This is a genomic window from Streptomyces sp. HUAS CB01, from assembly GCF_030406905.1.
GTDB lineage: Bacteria > Actinomycetota > Actinomycetes > Streptomycetales > Streptomycetaceae > Streptomyces > Streptomyces chengbuensis.
The window spans coordinates 3695089-3717877 of sequence record NZ_CP129137.1; the positions used below are offsets into that span (position 1 = coordinate 3695089).

General features: G+C 72.4%; 20 protein-coding genes. 17 read left to right on the forward strand and 3 right to left on the reverse strand.

What is annotated here, in order from left to right; translation table 11 throughout:
* Positions 1-9: 9 nt before the first annotated feature.
* Positions 10-1077: an alpha/beta fold hydrolase gene (locus QRN89_RS16365; protein ID WP_290350180.1), complete on the reverse strand. Its 1068-nt coding sequence runs from the start codon at positions 1075-1077 to the stop codon at positions 10-12.
* 287 nt (positions 1078-1364) lie between these two features.
* Here QRN89_RS16365 and QRN89_RS16370 point away from each other — a divergent pair, with 287 nt between their 5' ends.
* From QRN89_RS16370 to QRN89_RS16390, 5 genes are all read left to right on the forward strand, one after another.
* Positions 1365-2159 (forward strand): response regulator transcription factor, encoded by a 795-nt coding sequence (locus QRN89_RS16370; protein WP_290350183.1) that lies wholly within the window; start codon positions 1365-1367, stop codon positions 2157-2159.
* 23 nt (positions 2160-2182) lie between these two features.
* Positions 2183-3208, forward strand: a complete 1026-nt coding sequence (locus QRN89_RS16375; RefSeq protein ID WP_290350184.1) for a LacI family DNA-binding transcriptional regulator — start codon at positions 2183-2185, stop codon at positions 3206-3208.
* Between the two features lie 345 nt (positions 3209-3553).
* Positions 3554-4579 carry a S1C family serine protease gene (locus QRN89_RS16380; RefSeq protein ID WP_290350186.1) on the forward strand — a complete coding sequence of 342 codons (1026 nt, stop codon included), beginning with the start codon at positions 3554-3556 and terminating at the stop codon, positions 4577-4579.
* A 20-nt stretch (positions 4580-4599) separates the two neighbouring features.
* On the forward strand, positions 4600-5325 hold the full coding sequence (locus QRN89_RS16385; RefSeq protein ID WP_290350187.1) for a response regulator transcription factor: 726 nt from the start codon (positions 4600-4602) through the stop codon (positions 5323-5325).
* A complete protein-coding gene (locus QRN89_RS16390) occupies positions 5322-6755 on the forward strand; it encodes a sensor histidine kinase (protein ID WP_290350188.1) in 1434 nt (477 codons plus the stop codon). Before QRN89_RS16385 ends, QRN89_RS16390 begins: the two co-directional genes overlap by 4 nt.
* On the opposite strand, the gene QRN89_RS16395 is transcribed toward QRN89_RS16390, so the two are convergent.
* Both QRN89_RS16395 and QRN89_RS16400 read right to left on the reverse strand, forming a co-directional pair.
* The gene (locus QRN89_RS16395) at positions 6720-7595 is read right to left on the reverse strand and encodes a phosphatidylinositol-specific phospholipase C (protein ID WP_290350189.1); all 876 of its coding nucleotides are present in this window, start codon (positions 7593-7595) and stop codon (positions 6720-6722) included. The genes QRN89_RS16390 and QRN89_RS16395 overlap by 36 nt on opposite strands.
* Before the next feature lie 170 nt (positions 7596-7765).
* Positions 7766-9592, reverse strand: a complete 1827-nt coding sequence (locus QRN89_RS16400; protein WP_290350190.1) for a bifunctional metallophosphatase/5'-nucleotidase — start codon at positions 9590-9592, stop codon at positions 7766-7768.
* A 137-nt stretch (positions 9593-9729) separates the two neighbouring features.
* Between QRN89_RS16400 and mshD the strand changes: the two genes are divergently transcribed.
* The 12 genes from mshD (at position 9730) to pstB (ending at position 22538) form a co-directional block, all read left to right on the forward strand.
* Entirely contained in the window at positions 9730-10656 is a 927-nt protein-coding gene (gene mshD / locus QRN89_RS16405; RefSeq protein WP_290350192.1) for a mycothiol synthase, read from the forward strand.
* Between the two features lie 168 nt (positions 10657-10824).
* A complete protein-coding gene (locus tag QRN89_RS16410; RefSeq protein ID WP_290350194.1) occupies positions 10825-11220 on the forward strand; it encodes a GntR family transcriptional regulator in 396 nt (131 codons plus the stop codon).
* Positions 11217-12098 carry an ABC transporter ATP-binding protein gene (locus QRN89_RS16415; protein ID WP_290350195.1) on the forward strand — a complete coding sequence of 294 codons (882 nt, stop codon included), beginning with the start codon at positions 11217-11219 and terminating at the stop codon, positions 12096-12098. The genes QRN89_RS16410 and QRN89_RS16415 overlap by 4 nt, the downstream gene beginning before the upstream one ends.
* Positions 12095-12997, forward strand: coding sequence for an ABC-2 membrane transporter-related protein (locus QRN89_RS16420; RefSeq protein WP_290350196.1), 903 nt, complete (start codon positions 12095-12097; stop codon positions 12995-12997). Before QRN89_RS16415 ends, QRN89_RS16420 begins: the two co-directional genes overlap by 4 nt.
* Positions 12998-13114: 117 nt before the next feature.
* Positions 13115-14071 carry an ABC-2 membrane transporter-related protein gene (locus QRN89_RS16425; protein ID WP_290350197.1) on the forward strand — a complete coding sequence of 319 codons (957 nt, stop codon included), beginning with the start codon at positions 13115-13117 and terminating at the stop codon, positions 14069-14071.
* A gap of 246 nt (positions 14072-14317) precedes the next feature.
* On the forward strand, positions 14318-16540 hold the full coding sequence (locus QRN89_RS16430; RefSeq protein WP_290350198.1) for an RNA degradosome polyphosphate kinase: 2223 nt from the start codon (positions 14318-14320) through the stop codon (positions 16538-16540).
* Positions 16527-17618: a CHAD domain-containing protein gene (locus QRN89_RS16435; protein ID WP_290350199.1), complete on the forward strand. Its 1092-nt coding sequence runs from the start codon at positions 16527-16529 to the stop codon at positions 17616-17618. Before QRN89_RS16430 ends, QRN89_RS16435 begins: the two co-directional genes overlap by 14 nt.
* Complete coding sequence (locus tag QRN89_RS16440) at positions 17615-18043, forward strand: NUDIX hydrolase (protein ID WP_290350202.1); 429 nt, start codon at positions 17615-17617, stop codon at positions 18041-18043. Before QRN89_RS16435 ends, QRN89_RS16440 begins: the two co-directional genes overlap by 4 nt.
* 389 nt (positions 18044-18432) lie before the next feature.
* A complete protein-coding gene (pstS, locus tag QRN89_RS16445; protein WP_093661201.1) occupies positions 18433-19569 on the forward strand; it encodes a phosphate ABC transporter substrate-binding protein PstS in 1137 nt (378 codons plus the stop codon).
* A 100-nt stretch (positions 19570-19669) separates the two neighbouring features.
* Positions 19670-20662 (forward strand): phosphate ABC transporter permease subunit PstC, encoded by a 993-nt coding sequence (pstC, locus tag QRN89_RS16450; RefSeq protein ID WP_093661203.1) that lies wholly within the window; start codon positions 19670-19672, stop codon positions 20660-20662.
* Entirely contained in the window at positions 20659-21732 is a 1074-nt protein-coding gene (gene pstA / locus QRN89_RS16455; RefSeq protein ID WP_290350204.1) for a phosphate ABC transporter permease PstA, read from the forward strand. Before pstC ends, pstA begins: the two co-directional genes overlap by 4 nt.
* Positions 21733-21761: 29 nt before the next feature.
* Positions 21762-22538, forward strand: coding sequence for a phosphate ABC transporter ATP-binding protein PstB (gene pstB, locus QRN89_RS16460; RefSeq protein ID WP_290350205.1), 777 nt, complete (start codon positions 21762-21764; stop codon positions 22536-22538).
* Positions 22539-22789: the final 251 nt, after the last annotated feature.

The following is a 22789-nucleotide window of genomic DNA, read 5'->3' on the forward strand; positions in this document are numbered from 1 at the left end:
CATGATGGGCTATGCGCGGACGAGCCAGTCCGCGAGGCGCCCCAGAAGCGCGTCGTCGGCCGCGTTCTCCGCGTGTCCCATGCCCGGTTCCAGCCACAGCTCCGACGGTCCGGCCGCGGCCAGCATCCGGGGGTGGTCCAGCGGGAAGTAGGCGTCGCGGTCGCCGTGGACGATCAGCAGCGGGGTCGGGGCGATCAGCGGCACGGCCTCCACCGGGGAGAGCGGCACCGGGTCCCAGTCCTCGGGGTGGATCCGCGTGCGCAGCCCGTAGCGCCCCACGAGCCGTCCCGCCGGGCGGGTGACCACCCAGTGGAGCCGGCGCATCGGAGCCGTGCCCCGGTAGTACCAGCGGGCCGGCGCGCTCACGGCCGCGACGGCGTCGGTCCGGCCGTCGCACGCGTCCGCCGCGAGCCACGGCTCCCGGCCGGCCCCGTACGGCCACGGCCCCCGCGCCTCACCCGTCAGCCGTACGTCGCCGCCCGTCGCCGGGTCCGTGGCCGTGCTCACGGCCCCGCCCGTGTTCGTGGCCGTACCCGCCACCGTGCCCGCAGCCCCGGCCCTGTCCCCGCCGCCCCCCGCGGCCTCCGCCGCGCGCCCCGCGCCGGCCGCTCCGTAGAGCGCCGCGTGCCGCAGGACCACCGAGCCGCCCATGGAGAAGCCCACCGTGACGACCCGCCGGTGCCCCAGGGACCGCGCCCAGGCGACCGCCGCCGCCAGGTCCAGCACCTCGCGGTCCCCCACGGTCGAGTGCCCGCCGGACCGGCCGTGCCCGCGGAAGGAGAAGGTGACGACCGCCGCACGGCGGGCGAGCACACGGGCCGCCCTGCGCACCGCGGGACGGTCGACCGAGCCGGTGAAGCCGTGCGCGACGACAATCGCCGTCCCGCGGTCCACGGCACCGGGACGGTCCACGACGGCGGGACCGCCCTCGTACGACCCCTCCGCCCGGGCCGTACAGGGCTCGTGGAGAGCCTCCAGGAGCACCCCGTCGGAGGTCCTCAGCGTGGCGCGCAGAGGACCGGAGGTGATCGAGGAAACATCCACACTGTGAAATCGGCCCTCCGACACGGAAGTCATGTGGGCTATTCTGCTTGGCAGAGGATCCGGGCGACGCAGCCCCCGGGTCCTTTTGTGTTTCCAGGCCGTTGTTACAGACAGGTGAACGAAACGATCGCGGACCCCCGGGGCGCGGGGCCCGCGGCCGGGCAAGAAGCAGATGCCGCACACTCCCCCGCGGCCTTCGGGCGTGGGAGGGACCCCCTCTCGCAGGGACGAGGAGGAACCGACGTTATGGGCGAGCGAACCGTGCACGACCGAAAGACGACGACCCGGGCAGGGGAGACGGCCGGGGCAGGTGGGGCGCGATGAGTTCACTGCTGCTCCTCACCAACGCCCTCCAGCCGTCCACGGAGGTGCTTCCGGCCCTCGGCCTGCTGCTGCACAACGTACGCGTGGCCCCGGCGGAGGGCCCGGCCCTCGTCGACACCCCGGGCGCCGACGTGATCCTGGTCGACGGCCGGCGCGACCTCCCCCAGGTGCGCAGCCTCTGCCAGCTGCTCCGCTCCACCGGACCCGGCTGCCCGCTCGTGCTCGTCGTCACGGAGGGCGGCCTCGCGGCCGTCACCGCGGACTGGGGCATCGACGACGTGCTGCTGGACACCGCCGGCCCCGCCGAGGTGGAGGCCCGGCTCCGGCTGGCGATGGGCCGCCAGCAGCTCACCTCCGACGACTCCCCGATGGAGATCCGCAACGGTGACCTGTCCGTGGACGAGGCGACCTACAGCGCGAAGCTGAAGGGCCGGGTCCTGGACCTGACCTTCAAGGAGTTCGAGCTGCTGAAGTACCTGGCCCAGCACCCCGGGCGGGTCTTCACCCGGGCCCAGCTGCTCCAGGAGGTCTGGGGCTACGACTACTTCGGCGGCACGCGCACGGTCGACGTCCACGTACGGCGGCTGCGCGCCAAGCTCGGCCCCGAGCACGAGTCCCTGATCGGGACGGTGCGCAACGTGGGCTACCGCTTCGTCACGCCGGAGAAGGTCGAGCGCGCGGCGGAGGAGACGGCCGCGGCGAAGGCGAAGAAGGCGGCCGCCGGTTCCGCCGCTCCGGCCCCGGACGTGATCGAGAGCGTCGAGGCCGCCGTACGCCCTGCCCAGAGGTAGGTCACCACGCGTAGACTGCGCGCGTGGCCAAGGTGACGCGGGACGATGTGGCGCGACTGGCGGGTACTTCGACCGCTGTCGTCAGCTACGTCATCAACAACGGACCCCGGCCGGTCGCACCGGCCACGCGCGAGCGCGTACTCGCCGCGATCAAGGAGCTGGGCTACCGGCCCGACCGGGTCGCGCAGGCGATGGCCTCGCGGCGCACCGACCTCATAGGCATGATCGTGCCGGACGCCCGCCAGCCGTTCTTCGCCGAGATGGCGCACGCGGTGGAACGGGCCGCCGCCGACCGCGGAAAGATGGTCCTGGTCGGCAACTCGGACTACCGCGACGAGCGCGAGGTCCACTATCTGCGGGCCTTCCTCGGAATGCGGGTCGCCGGCCTGATCCTGGTCAGCCAGGGTCCGAGCGAGCGCGCCGCGGCGGAGATCGAGGCCTGGGACGCCCGGGTGGTGCTGCTCCACGAGCGCCCCGAGGCGATCGACGACGTCGCCGTCGTCACCGACGACATCGGCGGCGCGCAGCTCGCGACGCGGCACCTGCTGGAGCACGGGCACCCGTACGTGGCGTGTCTCGGCGGGGTCGAGGAGACCCCGGCGGTGGGCGACCCGGTGGCCGACCACGTCGAGGGCTGGCGCCGGGCGATGCTGGAGTCCGGGCGGTCCACGGAGGGCCGGCTGTTCTCCGCGCCGTACAACCGTTACGACGCCTATCGCGTGGCCCTGGGGCTGCTGGCCGGCCCCGACCGGCCGCCGGCGATCTTCTGTGCGACGGACGACCAGGCGATCGGTGTGCTGCGGGCGGCCCGTGAGCTGCGGATCGACGTGCCCGGTGAGCTGGCCGTTGCGGGTTTCGACGACGTCAAGGAAGCCGCGCTGACCGATCCGCCGCTGACGACGATCGCCTCCGACCGGCCCGCGATGGCCCGGGCGGCGGTCGACCTGGTGCTGGACGACGGGCTGCGGGTGGTCGGATCGCGGCGGGAGCGGGTCAAGCAGTTCCCCTCGGCGCTGATCGTGCGCCGCTCCTGCGGCTGCGGCGGCTGACCCGCGGGTCCCCGCCGGGGCGGCGCTGAGCACGACGGGCCGAGCACGACGGGCCCGGGTGCCACCCGTCCACCCGGCCGTCCGGGCGAGGCAGGGCCGGACGCCACCGGCCGGAACACCAACGACCCTCCCGGCCGTGAAACGCCGACGCCCCTCCCGGTCGTGGCACCATCGCCCTCCCGGTCGTGGCACCACCGGCCCGGTCCGTACGCCGGTCTCCGCACCCTCGGGGGCCTGCCCTCTCCGCCGTCCCGGACCGCGCTTTACATGGGGCATACAGGCTTCTGTCGGGCTTCTCAGGGCGTCCTCAGCGCACTCTCATCTACGGGCCCGAGAGTCGTCACCATGACGGACCACCACCGCAGCGGCGGCGACGACGGCACCCAGCAGACCCACCCGTACCCGTACGCGGGCTTCGGCGACGGGGCGTACCCGCCGCCGCCCCCGCACGCCCCCACGGCGGGCCTCCCCGGTCCGGCCGCCGCCCCCGCGCACCGGGCCCGCGCCAAGCGGCCCGTCGCGCTGATCTCGGCCGTCGCGATCGTGGCCGCGGCCGTCGGCGGCGGGGCGGCGACGCTCGTCGAACGGTTCACCGCCGGGAGCGCGCCCGGCACCTCCAACGGCGTCAGCGGAACGACGGTGTCCCAGAGCAGCAAGGGCACCGTCGCCGGTGTCGCACAGGCCGTCTCCCCCAGCATCGTGGAGATCAACGCCTCCTCCGGCTCCGGCGAGTCCACCGGCTCCGGAGTGATCATCTCCGCGGGCGGCGAGGTCGTGACGAACAACCACGTGATCGCCGGCGCGGACACCGTCAAGGTCCGGCTCAGCGACGGAAGGGCGTACACCGCGGACGTCGTCGGCACCGACCCCGACAAGGACCTCGCGCTGATCGAGCTGAGGGGCGCCAGGGACCTGAAGGCGGCCGCCCTCGGCGACTCGAGCGCCGTGAAGGTCGGCGACGAGGTCGTCGCGATCGGCTCCCCCGAGGGCCTCACCGGCACGGTGACCAGCGGCATCGTCTCGGCCCTCGACCGGGACGTGACCGTCGCCAAGGACGAGGGGCGGGGGCAGGACCGGCAGGACCCGCGCGGGAACTGGCCCTTCGAGTTCGGCGGCCAGGAGTTCAACGGCGACACCGGCGACTCCAGGACCACCTACAAGGCCATCCAGACCGACGCCTCCCTCAACCCCGGCAATTCCGGCGGCGCACTGATCAACATGAACGGCGAGATCATCGGCATCAACTCCGCGATGTACTCGCCGAGTTCGGCGAACGGCTCCACCGCGGGCAGCGTCGGGCTCGGGTTCGCCATCCCCATCGACACCGTCAAGGCGGACCTGGACGGCCTCCGCTCCGGCGGCGACGCCTGAGCGCGTGCGAGGCTGGGGCCATGACCTCCACACCGGATGACGGCGGGCGCATCCTCGTCGTCGACGACGAGCCCGCGGTACGCGAGGCCCTCCAGCGCAGCCTCGCGTTCGAGGGGTACGCCGTCGAGGTCGCGGCCGACGGCGCCGACGCGCTCGCGAAGGTGGAGTCGTACCGGCCCGACCTGGTCGTCCTGGACATCCAGATGCCGCGCATGGACGGACTGACCGCGGCGCGCAGGCTGCGCTCCGCCGGCTCCACCCTGCCGATCCTGATGCTGACCGCCCGGGACACCGTCGGCGACCGCGTCACCGGTCTCGACGCCGGGGCCGACGACTACCTGGTGAAGCCGTTCGAGCTGGACGAGCTGCTCGCACGGATCCGGGCACTGCTGCGGCGCAGCTCGTACGCGGCCGCCGGGGCAGGCGGGGACTCCGGCGAGGTCCTGTCGTTCGCCGACCTCCGGATGGACCTGGCGACCCGCGAGGTCACCCGCGGGCCGCGCCGCGTCGAACTGACCCGGACCGAGTTCACCCTGCTGGAGCTGTTCCTGGCGCACCCGAGGCAGGTGCTGACCCGTGAGCAGATCCTGAAGACCGTCTGGGGCTTCGACTTCGAGCCGAGCTCCAACTCCCTGGACGTCTACGTCATGTACCTGCGCCGCAAGACCGAGGCCGCCGGCGAACCGCGCCTGGTCCACACCGTGCGGGGAGTGGGCTACGCCCTTCGGGAGGGGTCCCCGGAGTGATCCGCAGATTCCGCGCCCTGCCGCTGCGGTCACGGCTCGCGCTGCTGACGGCGACGGCCGTGGCGGCCGCGGTGGCGGCGGTCGCCGTCGCGTGCTGGCTGCTGACCCAGGCGCAGCTGCGCGACGAGCTCGACACCTCGCTGCGGAACACGGGCGCGCCCCCCGACTCGATCGCGACCGCCCTCGCGGCGTGTCGCGCCCCGGCCGGCGCACAGGCCGCCGAGCGCAAGGCGTTCGCGTACATCCAGGTCATCGGCCCCGACGGGACGCGCTGTGTCACGCCCTACTCGGAGCCCGTGAAGGTGCAGCCCGAGGACATCGCGGTCGCGCGGGGGCTCAGGCGGGACGTCCTGCACGGCAGCACGACCGACGACGGCGACGAGGTGCGGGTGCACACCCTGAACGACGCGCCGAACGGCCGGGGACAGGTCACCGTCATGGTCGCCCGCCCGCTCCACGAGATCGACACCGCGCTGAACCGGCTCGCCCTCCTCCTCACCTTCCTCGCCGGCGCCGGGGTCGTCGCCGCCGGCGCCGCAGGACTGTGGGTCGCCCGTACCGGCCTGAAGCCGGTCGACCGGCTCACCGACACGGTCGAGCACGTGGCGCGCACCGAGGACCTGACGGTGAGGATCCCGGTGGAGGGCGAGGACGAGATCGCCCGGCTGTCGCGTTCGTTCAACCAGATGACCGCCGCGCTGGCCTCCTCCCGCGACCGGCAGGCACAGCTCATCGCGGACGCCGGGCACGAACTGCGCACCCCGTTGACCTCGCTGCGCACGAACATCGACCTGCTGGTCCGCAGCGAGCGGACCGGCCGGGCCCTGCCGCCCGGCGACCGGGCGGCGCTGCTGGCGTCCGTGAAGGCGCAGATGTCCGAGCTGGCCGCGCTGATCGGCGATCTGCAGGAGCTGTCCCGGCCGGACAGCGCGTCGCCCGGCCCGGTCCGGGTCGTCGCGCTGCACGAGGTCACCCGGGCCGCGCTGGAACGCGCCCGGCTGCGCGGTCCCGAGCTGAGGATCGAGGCCGAGCTGCGGCCCTGGTACGTACGGGCCGAGCCCGCGGCGCTGGAGCGTGCCGTCGTCAACGTGCTGGACAACGCGGTGAAGTTCTCGCCGCCGCGAGGAGCGGTCGAGGTGGAGCTGGACCGCGGGGTACTGACGGTGCGCGACCACGGCCCGGGGGTGCCGCCGGACGAACTGCCGCACGTCTTCGAGCGGTTCTGGCGCTCCCCGTCCGCCCGCGCGCTGCCCGGCTCGGGCCTCGGACTCTCGATCGTGGCCAGGACCGTGCGGCAGGCGGGCGGCGAGGCGGAGCTGCGTCCGGCGGACGGCGGCGGCACCGTGGCGGTGATCCGTCTGCCCGGGGCGCCCACGCCGCCGCCGGAGACGCCGTCAGTTGTGCCGGATGAGCGAGTCGACCAGCCCTGAGCGGGTGTTGGGGAAGTCGAGCACGACGATCCCCAGCCCCTTCCAGCCGCTCGCCGTGCCGTCCAGGAAGCGGTGCACGCGGGGGTTGAGGTCGTCGGAGTTCCACCTCGGCGGGAGATACGCCGAGGTGCTGACGAAGTTGACGTACAGCCTGCCGGGCTGTTCCACGGCCTTGCGCAGATGGGCCTCGACCTTGGGGTACTTGTCCCAGGGCGGGGCGTTCCAGTCGTCCTGCGCGTCGAAGGCCCCGCCGTCCCACCACTTCAGGCCGGGCAGCCCGCCGTTGTCCGCGATCAGGACGACCTTGCCCCTCGCCCGGCCGAGGGCCGGGAGGGTGTCGCCGATGTGGAACAGCGAGCGCCAGCCGCGCACGTCGAGGTAGTTGTCGAAGATGGCGCGGAAGGCGGCGTCGCTCTCTCCCGAGTACTCCTGCTTCACCCGCATCAGGACGGTTTCCGACGGGTGGGCGCGCAGGAAGTCACGGCAGGCGATGAGGACGTCGCCGAACATCATGTTCTGGTAGGAGGGCCCGTGGTGGATGGCGAACGAGCCGTCGATGGCCCGGCACCGCACGTCCAGGAACCGGATCCCCGAGTCCAGCTGCTGCGCGATGGTGGTGTTCTGGCACTCCGACCAGGGGCCGCCGAAGCGGGCCCCGGAGTCGTGGGTGCCGGGGATGGTGAGCGTCCGCAGCGCCCTGGCGTCGTCGAAACCGCCCATCCAGTCCTGCGGACCGAGCGCCCGCCGCGGCGCGGCCGCTGCCGGGCCCGGTGCGCCGATGAGGACGGACGCGGAGGCGACCGCCGCGCCCGTGAGGAAACCACGTCTGGTCAAGGACATGCCTGCTGTCTCCTTCGTCGGCCGCCGCGATGTGGGGGGTCGCGGTCGGCACCCGGATAATTGCAGACATGCCCATGACACAAAATGAGTTGGGCGGAAAACGCGGGAAAGATCCGAGGGGCGGCGGACCGGTGGTCCGCCGCCCCTCGGCATGAGCCGGGCTCAGCAGGTCACTTGACGACCGTGATCCGGCCCGTGGCCGGCGGCGCCAGCGGGGCGGCCGGGCTCGAGTGCGCGGCGAAGTAGGCGTTGAGCAGGTCCAGGTCGGACGCGCCCACCAGCTTGTTCTTGTGCTCCTTCAGCACGGCGAAGCCGTCGCCGCCGCCCGCCAGGAACTCGTTCATCGCGACGCGGTAGGTCTTCGCCGGGTCGATCGCCTCACCGTTCAGCTTCACGGAGTCCGTCACGATCCGGTCGGCACCGGCCTTGGTCATGTCCAGGGTGTAGGTGAAGCCCTTCGACACCTGGAGGATCTTCGGCGCGGCCTGGTTGGGGCCGCTCACCTGCTGCTGCAGCGCGGTGATCAGCTGGGCACCGGTGAGGTCGACCGCCGTCATCATGTTGGTGAACGGCTGCACGGTGAAGGCCTCGCCGTAGGTCACGACGCCGTCGCCCTCGCTGCCGGACGCCTTGTGGACCAGACCGGCACGGATGCCGCCCGGGTTCATCAGCGCGAGCTGCGCGCCGCCCTTGTCGGCCGGCGCCATGCCCTCCAGCTGGGCGTCCGCGATCAGGTTGCCGGCCGGACGCTCGGCCGCGTCGGCGGGGTTCTCGATGTCCGCGGAGATGTAGCCGACGGGCTTGTTGGCGATCGGCGCGGCCAGCGTGTTCCAGCGGTCGATCAGCTGCGTCATGTCCGCGGCCTTGGCCACGTCACGGGTGACGACGTGGTTGGCGGACGCGACCGACGTGCGCACGATGTCGCGGGTACGGCGGTCGTACGTGAGCGTCGTGTCGGTGTACAGCTTGCCGAACGAGGCGGCCGAGGTGACCGTGCGCGGCTTCCCGGACGGGTCCGGGACGGTGCACGCGTACGCCTGGTGGGTGTGGCCGGTCACCAGCGCGTCGACCTGCGGGCTGACCTTCTTGGCGATGTCGACGATCGGGCCGGAGATGCCGTCGCCGGGGCCCGGGCTGTCGCAGTTGTAGTTGTACGAGCCGGAGGCGGGCGCACCTCCCTCGTGCAGCAGCGCGACGATCGACTTCACGCCCTTGCGCTCGAGCACCTTGGTGTACTTGTTGATCGTCTCGATCTCGTCGCCGAACTTCAGGCCCTTGATGCCCTCGGCGCTGACGATGTCCGGGGTGCCCTCCAGGGTGACGCCGATGAAGCCGATCCTCACCCCGTTCTTCTCCCAGACGAAGTACGGGTCCAGGACCGGACGGCCGGACTTCTCGTTGGTCACGTTGGCCGCGAGGTACGGGAAGTCCGCGCCGCGGAAGGTCTTCGGCTTGCCGTTGGCCTTCTTCTCGTAACAGCCCTCGACCGGGTGGCAGCCGCCGTTCTGCAGCCGGGCGAGCTCCTTGGCCCCCTCGTCGAACTCGTGGTTGCCGACGGAGGTCACATCGAGCTTCAGCTTGTTCAGCGCCTCGATGGTCGGCTCGTCGTGGAAGAGACCGGACAGCATCGGCGAGGCACCGACCATGTCGCCGGCCGCGGCCGTGATCGAGTACCGGTTGCCCTTGCGGGCCTCGCGCAGATGCGTGGCGAGGTACTCGGCGCCGCCCGCGTCGATGGTGCGGGTGGTGCCGTCCTCGTTGGTGTGGGTGACCCGGCCCGCCGAGCCGGCGGGCGGCTGCAGGTTGCCGTGCAGGTCGTTGAAGGACAGCAGCTGGACGTCGACGGTGCGGCCGTAACCGTATCCGTGGTCGTGGCCGTGTCCGTTGCCGCGATCGTGAGCCCCGGCGGGCATCGCGGCGACCAGTGCGCCGACGGTGGTCAGTCCGGCGGCGGCCGCGAGTACGCGGCGGCGCTTCTGGTGTGATGTCGCTGACATCTGTCCCCTTGTCAGTTCAGCGTGAAACGACTGTCCTCAGCCGGGCAGCCTAGAGTCAACGCGCGTAGCGCGACAGGGGGTACCGGGTTACGAGCTGGTATCCGATCGGGTTCGCCCCGGCGCCGTACCCTCGTCGTATGACTGACGCAGCTCCCGCCGCCATCGAGCCCGGCCGGCAGATCACGACGCTCGACGAGCTCACCCCCGAGCTGGCCGACGACGTGCTCGGCCTGCTGTCCGTCGCCGCCCGCGCCGACGGAGTGCAGGCCGTCTCCGAGCAGGGCCGGCTCTATCTCCGCCACGGCAGGCGCGAGGGCGTACGGCACTTCGTCCTCACCGTCGCCGGCGACCTCCGCGGGTACGCCCAACTGGAGGGCGCCGACCCGGTGGAGGCCCCGGCCGCCGAGCTGGTCGTCCACCCGGCGCACCGCGGCCGAGGCCACGGCCGGGCCCTCGGCAACGCGCTGCTCGGTGCGTCCGGCAAGCGGCTGCGGATGTGGGCGCACGGCGGCAAGTCCGCGGCCCGCCATCTCGCCCAGGTGCTGGGCCTGACCCTGTTCCGTGAACTGCGGCAGCTGCGCCGCCCGTTGAGTCCGCTCGACATTCCGGATCCGGTCCTTCCGGACGGCGTGACGGTACGCACCTTCGTCCCCGGCCAGGACGACACCGCCTGGCTCGCGGTGAACGCCGCCGCTTTCGCCCACCACCCCGAGCAGGGCTCGATCACCCAGCGCGACCTCGACGACCGCAAGGGCGAGGCCTGGTTCGACCCCAAGGGCTTCTTCCTCGCCGAGCGCGGGGGCGAGGTCGTGGGCTTCCACTGGACGAAGCTCCACGCCGAGGAGCAGCTCGGCGAGGTGTACGTGCTGGGCATCCGCCCCGACGCCCAGGGCACCGGCCTCGGCAAGGCCCTCACCGCGATCGGGCTGCGCCATCTCGCGGCGCAGGGGGTGCCGACGGCCATGCTGTACGTCGACGCGGACAACCCGGCGGCCATGCGGGTGTACGAGCGGCTCGGCTTCACCACCCACGAGGTGGACCTGATGTACCGCACGGAGACCTGAGCGGCCCGGAGCGCGGAGACCTGAGCGGCCCGGAGCACCGGGGCCATGTGCTGCCCGGAGCGGGCGGGCCGGCCGGTCCGCGCGGCGGCGGGACCAGGGGGCGGTTGACACCGCCCCCTCTCTTGCACCACCCTTTCACTACTTGATTAGTGAAAGGGTGGTGGACACGTGATCGAGTACCGGATCGACCGGCGCAGCGGCGTCGCCACCTACGTCCAGATCGTCCAGCAGACCAAGCAGGCCCTGCGGCTGGGCCTGCTCCGGCCCGGCGACCGGCTGCCGACGGCCCGTGAAGTGGTGGAAGCGACCGCCATCAACCCGAACACGGTGCTGAAGGCCTACCGGGAACTGGAACGCGACGGCCTGGTCGAAGCCCGCCGCGGCCTCGGCACGTTCGTCCGCAGGACGCTCGGCGCCGCGGGCGCCGACACACCCCTGCGCGGCGAGCTCGCCGACTGGGCGGCGCGGGCCCGCGCGGCCGGACTGGAGCGGGACGACGTGGCCGCGCTCTTCACCGCGGTGCTGGACGAGCACTTCACGCAGACCCAGGGGGACGACACATGACCGACACCGCCATCGAGGCGGCCGGACTCGGCAGGAGCTTCCGGCGCCACCGGGCCCTGCGCGACTGCACCTTCCGGCTGCCCGCGGGACGCATCTGCGCGCTGGTGGGCCCCAACGGCGCGGGCAAGTCCACGCTGCTGGCGCTCGCGGCGGGCCTGCTGCGGCCGACCGAGGGCAGTGTCCGGATCCTCGGAACCGGTCCCGCGGACGCACGCGAACGGCTCGCGTACGTCGGCCAGGACAAGCCGCTGTTCCCCCAGCTCACCATCGCCGAGACCCTGCGTGTGGGCCGCGAGCTCAACCCCGGCCGCTGGGACGACGGCGCCGCCGGTCGCATTATCGACGCCGGCGAGCTGCACCCGGACACCCGCGTCCGTACGCTCTCCGGCGGCCAGCGCACCCGGGTGGCTCTCGCCCTGGCCCTCGGAAAGCGGCCCGAGGTCCTGCTCCTCGACGAGCCGATGGCGGACCTCGACCCGCTGGGACGCCACCAGTTGATGGGCATGCTGCTCGCCGACGCGGGCGAGAACGGCACGACCGTGGTGATGTCCTCGCACATCCTCTCCGAACTGGAGAACGCCTGCGACCACCTGCTGCTGGTGGACGGCGGCAGCGTCCGCCTGGGCGGAGGCATCGACGAGCTGCTCGCCGCGCACCGCCTGGTGACGGGAGCGTCGGGCACGGGACTCGGACCGCACACGGTCGTCGAGTCCCGCACCACGGGACGCCAACTGACCGCGCTCATACGCCCCGACGGCCCCGTCGGCGAGGGCCTGCAGGCGGTGGAGCCCTCGCTGGAGGAACTGCTCCTGGCCCATCTGCGCTCTCCCTCGGCGCCCGCCCTGCTCACCCCGTCGAAGGAGGTGGCCGCCGGATGAGCGCCCTGACCTCCGCACTGACCGGCACCCGCTGGGTCCTCGTCCGTCAGCACCGGTCGGCGCTCCGGATGCTCCTCGCCGTCTTCGCCCTCGGCTGCGGCGGCCTGGCGGCGACGCGCCTGTGGTTCACCTCCGGGCACGGACGGCAGGGGGCGTTCGGTCCCGAGGACCTGCTGCTGGGGGCGCTCGACCGGGGCAGCACCCTCCTCGTGCTCTCGCCGCCGCTCATCGCCGCGTACGTGGCCGGGCCGCTCTTCGCCCGCGAGACGGAGACCGGCACCCACCAGGTCGCCTGGACCCAGTCCGTCACCCCCCTCCGCTGGACGGCCACGAAACTGGTGCTCGTCGCGACGGTCGTCGCCGCCACGTCGGCCGCCTACGTGGCCGTCTTCCGCTGGAGCCGCGCCCCGGTGAGCGACAACGCCTTCCTCCCCCTCTGGTCCGGCCCCGTCTACACGGCGTACGGAACCACCGCCACGGCGTACGCGCTGCTGGCCGTCGGCGTCGGCGCGCTCACCGGACTGCTGGTCCACCGCGCCTTCGCGGCGATGGGCGTCGCGGGCCTCGTCACCGGGACGGTGATGCTCGTCCTCGGCACCGTCCGGCACACCCTGTGGCCGACGGAAACCCTCACCGGCCGGCCCCTGCCGCACCCCCGCGACACCTGGTGGGTGGAGTCCGGCAGCCTCGACGCGTCGGGCGGGCGCGTGTCCTCGGTCATGTGCCCCGGCTACTGGGACCCCTGCGACGGCGGCGGGACGGGCGTCACCGACTTCGCCAGGACCCACCCGCCCTCCCACTTCTGGCCGATCCAGCTCGTCGAGACCGGCATCGTGCTGGCACTGGCCGCCGCCGCCACGTACGCCGCCTTCCGCGTGCTGCGCCGACGCCAGGGCTGAGGAAGCCGCTCCGTGACCGACACCACCGAACGCGTGCCCGCCGACGGGCCGGTGCGCGGCCGCCCCGGGCGTCCGGCCGCACGCCCCGCCCCGCCGACCGATCCCCGGAGACCGCCCATGAGCACCCCCGCCCTCCCCGGCCCGGCCCGGGCCGTGCTCCTGCTGCACCGCAGGTCCCTGCTGCTCTTCGGGGCGTTCGTCGGGGCGGCCGCCGCCGGACTGGTCGCGCTGCGGTTCGCGGGTGCCGCGGCCGCCCGCACCGCGGGGCCGTGCGGTTCGCCCGGGACCGGACTGCCGCCCTGCCCGCCACTGCAGCTGCCGTCGCACTTCGACTACTCCGCCAACCTGGGCTCGGCGGCGTCCGCGATCGCGTGGCTGCCCCTCGTGGTGGCGTTCCACGCGGGTGCCGTGCTCTTCGGCTCGGAGCTGGAGCGCGGCACGGCCGGGCTCTCCTGGACCCAGTCCGTCACCCCGGCCGGCTGGCTCGCCGCCAAGCTCGCCGTGCCCGCCGCGCTGCTCACCGCCGGACTCGCGGTGCTGTCCCTGCTGTACCGCTGGGCCCGGGGTGCCGGGCCCGGGAACCTCATCGGCGACGAGTGGTACTCCACGGACACCTTCCTGGCCCTGGGGCCCTCGGTCCTCGCGTACGGACTGCTCGCCCTCGCGTCCGGCGCGCTCACGGCCCTGCTGCTGCGGAGCGCCCTCCCGGCCGGAACCCTCGCCCTCGGGGCGACCGCTCTGGTGTGGCTGCTCTTCGACGGGCTGCGGGACCGCCTCTGGCCGACGGCCACGGTCGTGTGGAGGGAGTCCCGGGGCGAGCTCGGGAACGGCGCCTGGGAGATGGAGCACGGCCTGGTGCTCCCCTCCGGGGAGTGGGTCCAGCAGTGCCTGACCCCACAGTCCGCGTCGCCTCCCGGGTGCCGGCCCGGCACCGGGATCCGCGAGTGGTACGCCCTCTACCACCCGCCGTCCCACTTCTGGCCGATCCAGCTCGTCGAGACCGGCATCGTGCTGGCACTCGCGGCCGCGGCGACGTACGCGGCCTTCCGCGTGCTGCGCCGGCGGCACGCCTGACAACTCCCCGCCCGCGCGGGCGTGGTGGACGGGGGTCACCACGTCCGGGCGGGCGGGCGGGAACGCCGTGCGAGGTGCCCGGGGGTACCCCGCACGTCATGTTCTCGTTACCGGCCATTCAGCGACCCTTGCAACCCTCGCTGAATGCAGCCCGCTGTGCCCCCCGCCCCGCGAAACGGGCGTTCCCGTCCCACCGGACCCCGCTCCGGCGCGCCCGGTCACCCTTTTGCGCGGAACAATGGGTCCATGAGCCAGCAGCCCGCCGAGGTACCGGTCCAGAACGCCCAGCCGTCCGTCGGATCCATCGCCGCGCACCGCCCCCACACGGTGTCCGCCGCGGTCTCCGACCTGGAGCCCGACATCGACGCCGACCTCGACGCCTACGAGGGCGAACCCGAGGACGCCGAGCTGCCCCAGGGCCGCTTCCTGGACCGCGAGCGCAGCTGGCTCGCGTTCAACGAACGGGTCCTGGAACTCGCCGAGGACCCCGCCACACCGCTCCTCGAACGAGCGAACTTCCTCGCGATCTTCGCCTCGAACCTGGACGAGTTCTTCATGGTCCGGGTGGCCGGACTGAAGCGCCGCATCGCGACCGGCGTCGCCACCCGCTCCGCCTCCGGACTGCAGCCCCGCGAGGTCCTGGAACTGATCTGGAACCGCTCGCGCGAGCTCATGGCCCGGCACGCCGCCTGCTTCCAGCAGGACGTCGCCCCGGCGCTCGCCGACGAGGGCATCCACCTCATCCGCTGGCCCGAACTCACCGAGAAGGAACAGGCCCGCCTGTTCACCCTCTTCCGCCAGCAGATCTTCCCCGTCCTCACCCCGCTGGCCGTGGACCCCGCGCACCCCTTCCCGTACATCTCGGGCCTGTCGCTGAACCTCGCCGTCGTCGTCCGCAACCCGGTCAGCGGCCACCGCCACTTCGCCCGGGTGAAGGTCCCGCCGCTGCTGTCCCGGTTCCTCGAGGCCTCGCCCCAGCGGTACGTGCCGCTGGAGGACGTCATCGCGGCCCACCTGGAGGAGCTCTTCCCCGGCATGGAGGTGCTCGCTCACCACATGTTCCGGGTGACCAGGAACGAGGACCTCGAGGTCGAGGAGGACGACGCCGAGAACCTGCTCCAGGCCCTGGAGAAGGAACTGCTGCGACGCCGCTTCGGCCCGCCGGTCCGGCTGGAGGTCGAGGAGTCCATCGACCCCTACGTGCTGGACCTGCTCGTCCGGGAGCTGAAGATCTCCGAGTCCGAGGTCTACCCGCTGCCGGGGCCGCTGGACCTGACCGGCCTGTTCGGGATCGTCTCCCTCGACCGGCCCGAGCTGAAGTACCCCAAGTTCATCGCCGGCACCCACCGCGACCTCGCCGAGGTCGAGTCGGCGTCGGCACCCGACATCTTCGCCGCGCTGCGCGAGCGCGACGTGCTGCTGCACCACCCGTACGACTCGTTCTCCACGTCCGTCCAGGCCTTCCTGGAGCAGGCGGCGGCGGACCCGGACGTCCTCGCGATCAAGCAGACGCTGTACCGGACCTCCGGCAAGTCCCCGATCGTGGACGCCCTGATCGACGCCGCCGAGTCCGGCAAGCAGGTCCTCGTCCTCGTCGAGATCAAGGCCCGCTTCGACGAGCAGGCCAACATCAAGTGGGCCCGGAAGCTGGAGGAGGCAGGCTGCCACGTGGTCTACGGCCTGGTCGGCCTGAAGACCCACTGCAAGCTGTCGCTCGTGGTGCGCCAGGAGGGCGAGACCCTGCGCCGCTACTCGCACGTCGGCACCGGCAACTACCACCCCAAGACCGCCCGGCTGTACGAGGACCTCGGCGTGCTCACCGCGGACCCGCAGGTCGGCGCCGACCTCTCCGACCTGTTCAACCGGCTCTCCGGCTACTCGCGCCGCGAGACGTACCGCCGGCTGCTCGTCGCCCCGAAGTCGCTGCGCGACGGGCTCGTCGCCCGGATCAACAAGGAGATCGTCCACCACCGGGCCGGCCGCCCCGCGTACGTCCGGATCAAGGTCAACTCGATGGTCGACGAGGCGATCATCGACGCCCTGTACCGCGCGTCCCAGGCCGGTGTCCCGGTGGACGTCTGGGTCCGCGGGATCTGCGCGATCCGGCCGGACGTCCCGGGCCTGTCCGAGAACATAAGGGTCCGCTCCATCCTCGGCCGCTTCCTCGAGCACTCCCGGATCTTCGCCTTCGGCAACGGCGGCGAGCCCGAGGTGTGGATCGGCAGCGCCGACATGATGCACCGCAACCTCGACCGCCGTATCGAGGCACTCGTCCGGGTCACCGACCCGGCCCACCGCGCGTCTCTGACCCGGCTGCTGGAGACCGGCATGTCCGACTCCACCTCGTCCTGGCACCTCGGCCCGGACGGCGAGTGGACCCGTCATGCGACGGACGCCGACGGGCAGCCGCTGCGGCACATCCAGGAGATGCTCATAGACGCCCGGAGGCGCCGGCGTGCACAACCATGACCTTCCCCTGGCGCCGCGGGGGGCGGGCGCCGACCAGGTCCTGGCCGGGTATCTGCGGCAACAGGCCGGCGACTTCCTCCGCAGTCTGCGACTGCACGGCGAGAGCGGTGCGGACACGCGGAGTGCGGCGGAGGCCGCCCGGGCCCTGCGGCGGTCCGCCCACCGCATCCGCGGCACGCTCCACACCTTCCGTCCCCTGCTGGACCCGGCCTGGGCCGACCAGCTGCGCACCGAGCTCGCCTGGCTCTCCGGCATCCTCGCCGAGGAACACGCCTGCACGGCCCGGCTGGCCCGGCTGCTCGACGCCCTGGCCCGGCTCTCGGGCACCCCGCCGGTACCGTCGGCCCGGGCCGCGGACGGCGACGCCGGACCGGGCGCACCGGCCGACCGGCCGCCCACCGCCGAGCGGCCCGGCCGCGGGGCGCTCACCGTGGGCGGCGCCCGCGCCGGGGCGCTGCTGGAACGGCAGCTGACCCTCGGCCGTACCCGGGCCCACTCCGCCGCCCTCCAGGCACTCGGCTCCTCGCGGTTCCACGCGGTCGCGGACGCCGTCGCCCTGCTCGCCTCCGAGGTGCCGCTGGCCCCGGCCACCGGGGCGCCGGGCGCGGCCCTCGCCGCGCACGCGGAGGTCGCCGAGCGCAGGCTGGCCGACGCGGTCGCCGCACTGCCGCTGACCCGCGCGGCCCACCCGTACAACGCGGAAGCCCTGGTCCACGGCCTCGCCACCGCCTCCGCGGGCGAGGCCCAGGACGCTCCCTGGCACCAGGTGCGCCACCTGCTGCGGCTCCACCGCTACGCCCAGGAGGTCCTGCACTCCGGGGGCGGCCCCGACCCGCGGCTCACCGCGGCCGGCCGCACCCTGGACCGGCACCGCGACGCCGCCGAGGCGGCCACGGCCGCCGCCTCCGCGGCCCGCACGCCCCGCATCGCGCCGGCCACGGCGTACGCCCTCGGTGTGCTCCACGCCGACCAGCGCCACGAGGTCGAGGCCGCGCGCTTCGCCTTCCAGCGGACGTGGCAGGAAACGCCCCCCGGACCGGACGGGCCCCGCGACGAGCACGCGCTGGCCGCGCCGTGAACACCGCCCCCGACGGCACCGTCCTCGCGGCAGGCTGCGTCCTGTGGCGCCGCTCCCCGCGGACGGCCGGGGCGATCGAGATCTGCCTGGTCCACCGCCCCAGGTACGACGACTGGTCGCACCCCAAGGGCAAGCTCAAGCGGGGCGAGCGCGCGCTGGACGGGGCGCTGCGCGAGGTCCGCGAGGAGACCGGCCACCAGGGGGTGCCGGGCCCGGTCCTGCCGACCGTCCGCTACCTCGTCGCGGGCCGGCCCAAGCAGGTCAGCTACTGGGCCGCCGAAGCCCTCTCGCCGGGTGACTTCACCCCCGGGCGCGAGGTCGACCGCATCGCCTGGCTGACCCCGGCCGCTGCCCGCCGCCGGATCACCGAACCGCGGGACCGGACGCTCGTCGACGCCCTCCTCAAGGCCCTCGGCACCCGCTGACCACGGACCCGCCGGCCGTCCCGGCCCGCGGAACCGCCGCTCCTCGGCCCGGGGACGCCCGCCCCGCCGGAACCGGCCCCACCACCGGTCCGGAGCCCCGTCGCCGGGGCCCGGGGCCCTCCCCGCCACCCGGCCCGTTCCGCCGCCCGCCGTACCCGCCGGGGTGCGAGGTCACGCGCAGATAAAGGCGGAACTTCTTTGTCCGGCAGGGTTCACCTCCCGTTCACCACGCCCCGTCGGCCGCTTCACCTGATCTGCCTAATTTCGGGCTTACCCGGTGACCGGCACAGTGCCGCGCCACCCACCCCGACACGCGCCGCCGTAGAACGACGAGGGCAGACGGAGCTCGCGTCCGCGAACCCGGCGGCTTCTGGAAGGAACACCCGAAAGTGAAGCTTCAGCGCAAGAACGGGCTTCGCGCCACCGCGCTCGGTGCCCTCGCCGTGTCCGGCGCCCTGGTCCTCACGGCGTGTGGTTCGGACGACAACACCGGCGGCACCGGCGGCACCGGCGAGAAGACGAGCGCCGCGTCGAACATCAAGTGCGACGACGCCAAGGGCCAGCTCCTGGCGGCGGGGTCGACCGCACAGAAGAACGCCATGGACCTCTGGGTGAAGAACTTCCAGGCAGCCTGCTCCGGGGTCGAGGTCAATTACCAGGCCATCGGCTCCGGCGGTGGCATCACCAAGTTCACCCAGGGCCAGGTGGCCTTCGCCGGATCCGACTCCGCGCTGAAGCCCGAGGAGGTCGAGGAGTCCAAGAAGGTCTGCAAGACGGGCCAGGGCATCAACCTGCCGATGGTGGGCGGCCCGGTGGCCATCGGCTACAACCTCAGCGGCGTGGACAACCTCGTCCTCGACGCCCCCACCCTGGCCAAGATCTTCGACACGAAGATCAAGAAGTGGAACGACCCGGCGATCGCCAAGCTCAACCCGGACGTCAAGCTCCCCGGCACCACGATCCAGGCGTTCCACCGCTCGGACGAGTCCGGCACCACCCAGAACCTGCACAAGTACCTCAGCGAGGCCGCCCCGGCCGACTGGAAGCACGACCCGAAGTCGAAGTCGTGGGAGGCCCCCGGCGGCCAGGCCGCCAGCGGCTCCTCCGGCGTGGCTTCCTCCGTCAAGGGCACCGAGGGCGCGATCGGCTACTTCGAACTGTCCTACGCGACCGCTCAGAAGATCAGCACGGTCAAGCTCAGCACCGGCGCCTCCGCCCCGGTCGAGGCCACCACCGAGAACGCCTCGAAGGCCATCGCCGCCGCCAAGGTCAAGGGCACCGGGAACGACCTCGCCCTCAGCCTCGACTACAAGACCCAGGTCGACGGCGCCTACCCGATCATCCTGGTCACGTACGAGATCGCCTGCGACAAGGGCAACAAGGCGGAGACCCTGCCCGCGCTGAAGGCGTTCCTGAACTACACCGTCAGCGACGAGGGCCAGAAGGTCCTCTCGGACGCCGGCTACGCGCCGCTGCCGACCGAGATCGCGGCCAAGGTCCGCGAGATCGTCCCCACCCTGTCCTGACCCGACCGGGGCCGGTCCGTCACACCACGACGGGCCGGCCCCGGCATCCGGTGCACCGCCGCCGGGAGCCTCACGGCTCCGCAGACCGGAGAAACCATTGATGGCAACCACCATTCAGACCGACGCGCCGCCTCCACCGGGGCCGGCCGCAGCAGCGCCCAAGCCCAAGACCCGCCCGGGAGACCGTGTCTTCCTGGGCCTGTCCCGTGGTTCCGGCATCGCCCTGCTGATGATCATGGCCGCGATCGCGGGCTTCCTCAGCTACCGTGCCTTTCTCGCCATCTCGAAGGACCAAGGGAACTTCCTCACCACCTTCGAGTGGAACCCGGCCGGCGACCCGCCGGTCTTCGGCATCGCCGTCCTGGCCTTCGGCACGATCGTCTCCTCGGTCATCGCCATGGCCATCGCCGTGCCCGTCGCCGTCGGCATCGCGCTGTTCATCTCGCACTACGCGCCGCGCAGGCTCGCAGCGCCGCTCGCCTACATCGTGGACCTGCTCGCGGCCGTCCCGAGCATCATCTACGGCCTCTGGGGCGCGATCTTCCTCGTCCCCTACCTCGACGGCCTCAACCAGTGGCTCGACGAGTACATGGGCTGGACGTACATCTTCGACAAGGCCGGCGACGGCCCCGCGCGCAATCTGTTCACCGTCGGCATCCTGCTGGCGATCATGATCCTTCCGATCATCACCAACGTCACCCGTGAGGTCTTCCTCCAGGTCCCGAAGATGCACGAGGAGGCGGCGCTCGCCCTCGGTGCCACCCGCTGGGAGGTCATCCGCATGTCGGTGCTCCCCTTCGGCCGCTCCGGCATCATCAGCGCCTCCATGCTCGGCCTGGGCCGTGCGCTCGGCGAGACCATGGCCGTCGCCGTGGTCCTCTCCCCGAGCTTCCTGATCTCCGGCCACCTGCTCGACCCGGGCGGCGGCACCTTCGCCCAGAACATCGCCTCGAAGTTCAACGAGGCCAACGAGTTCGGCCGCGACGCCCTGATCGCCTCCGGCCTGGTTCTCTTCGTCATCACCCTGCTGGTCAACGGCGCGGCCCGGTGGATCATCGCCCGTCGCAAGGAGTACTCGGGGGCCAACGCATGAGCCACGTCGTCCAGGATCAGCGGCCGGTCACCACCGTGCGCGTCAACCACCTCTCCCACGCCCGGCTTCCCCGCTGGGCGCAGCCGGCCATCGCCGCCGGCGCCGTTGCCGCGGGCATCGGCCTCGGTACGGTCGCGGGCTGGCAGAGCCGAACCCAGTGGGGCATGCTGGCCGCCCTGCTCTTCGTGCTCGCCAGCTACCTGATCACCGCGAAGGTGGAAGGCAAGCGCCAGGCCAGGGACCGGGTCGCCACCAGCATCGTCTGGGTCGCCTTCGTCCTCGCCGTCGTCCCTCTCGTCTCCCTGTCATGGGTCACGATCAGCAAAGGCCTGGAAGTCCTCGACCCGTACTTCCTCAGCCACTCCATGAACGCGGTCCTCGACGCCGAGACCGGCGGCGGGGTGTACCACGCCCTGCTCGGCACGATCGAGCAGGTCCTCATCGCCACGCTGATCGCCGCCCCGGTGGGTTTGCTCACCGCGGTCTACCTCGTCGAGTACGGCGGTGGAAGGCTGGCCAAGGCCGTCACCTTCTTCGTCGACGTCATGACGGGCATCCCGTCCATCGTCGCGGGCCTGTTCGTCCTGGCCACATGGAATCTGATATTGGGCTTCGGGCCCTCCGGGTTCGCAGGCGCGCTCGCGCTCGCCATCCTGATGATGCCGGTCGTCGTCCGCTCCACCGAGGAGATGCTCAAGCTCGTCCCGAACGAGCTGCGCGAGGCCTCGCTCGCGCTCGGCGTCCCCAAGTGGCGGACGATCCTCAAGGTGGTCATCCCCACCGCGATCGGCGGCATCACCACGGGCGTCATGCTCGCGGTGGCCCGCATCACCGGTGAGACGGCTCCCGTGCTGCTGCTCGTCTTCGGCACGAAGCTGATCAACCCGAACCCCTTCGAAGGCGCCCAGGCGTCCCTGCCGCTGTACGTGTACGAGCAGTACGCCGTCGGCACGGACGCCTCCATCTCCCGCGCCTGGGCCGCCGCCCTGGTACTGATCGCCTTCGTCATGATCCTCAACCTGGTGGCCCGCGGCATCGCCCGCTGGAAGGCCCCGAAGACCGGCCGCTGAGCGCGCGGCGATTTGGAAGTGACTGAGTAATGGCCAAGCGAATCGACATCAGCGGACTGTCCGCCTTCTACGGCTCCCACAAGGCGATCGAGGACATCTCGATGACCGTGGAGCCCCGCTCCGTGACGGCCTTCATCGGCCCGTCCGGCTGCGGCAAGTCGACGTTCCTGCGCACCCTGAACCGTATGCACGAGGTCACCCCCGGCGGCCGCGTCGAGGGCAAGGTGATGCTGGACGACGAGAACCTGTACGGCAAGGACGTCGACCCCGTCGCCGTGCGGCGCACGGTCGGCATGGTGTTCCAGCGCCCCAACCCGTTCCCCACCATGTCGATCTTCGACAACGTGGCGGCGGGCCTGCGGCTGAACGGCTCGTACAAGAAGAACCAGCTCAACGACATCGTCGAGCGCTCCCTCCGGGGCGCGAACCTCTGGAACGAGGTCAAGGACCGCCTCAACAAGCCCGGCTCGGGTCTGTCCGGCGGCCAGCAGCAGCGTCTGTGCATCGCCCGCGCGATCGCGGTCGAGCCGGACGTCCTGCTGATGGACGAGCCCTGCTCGGCGCTGGACCCGATCTCCACGCTGGCGATCGAGGACCTGATCGGCGAGCTGAAGGAGCGCTTCACGATCGTCATCGTGACGCACAACATGCAGCAGGCGGCGCGCGTCTCCGACCGCACGGCGTTCTTCAACCTCGCGGCGGTCGGGCAGCCCGGCAAGCTCATCGAGATAGACGAGACGGAGCGGATCTTCTCCAACCCGTCCGTCCAGGCGACCGAGGACTACATCTCGGGCCGCTTCGGCTGAGCACCCCGTACTGCCCTGCGGTGCTGCATGGCGGTGCCACCGCAGGGCGAAGGGTCGGCCCCCACTCATCCGAGCGGGGGCCGACGTCTTGCCGTCCGGCGGTCCGTGCAGTCCGGCAGTCCGGCAGTCCGGCAGTCCGGGGTGCGCTCGGGTGCGCGACGCATCGCGGGTACGCGTGCTCCCGTGACCGGCGCCACCGGACACCGCCGGACGCGACCGGCACGAGCCCTCGGCCGGTGCGGCCCGGCCCC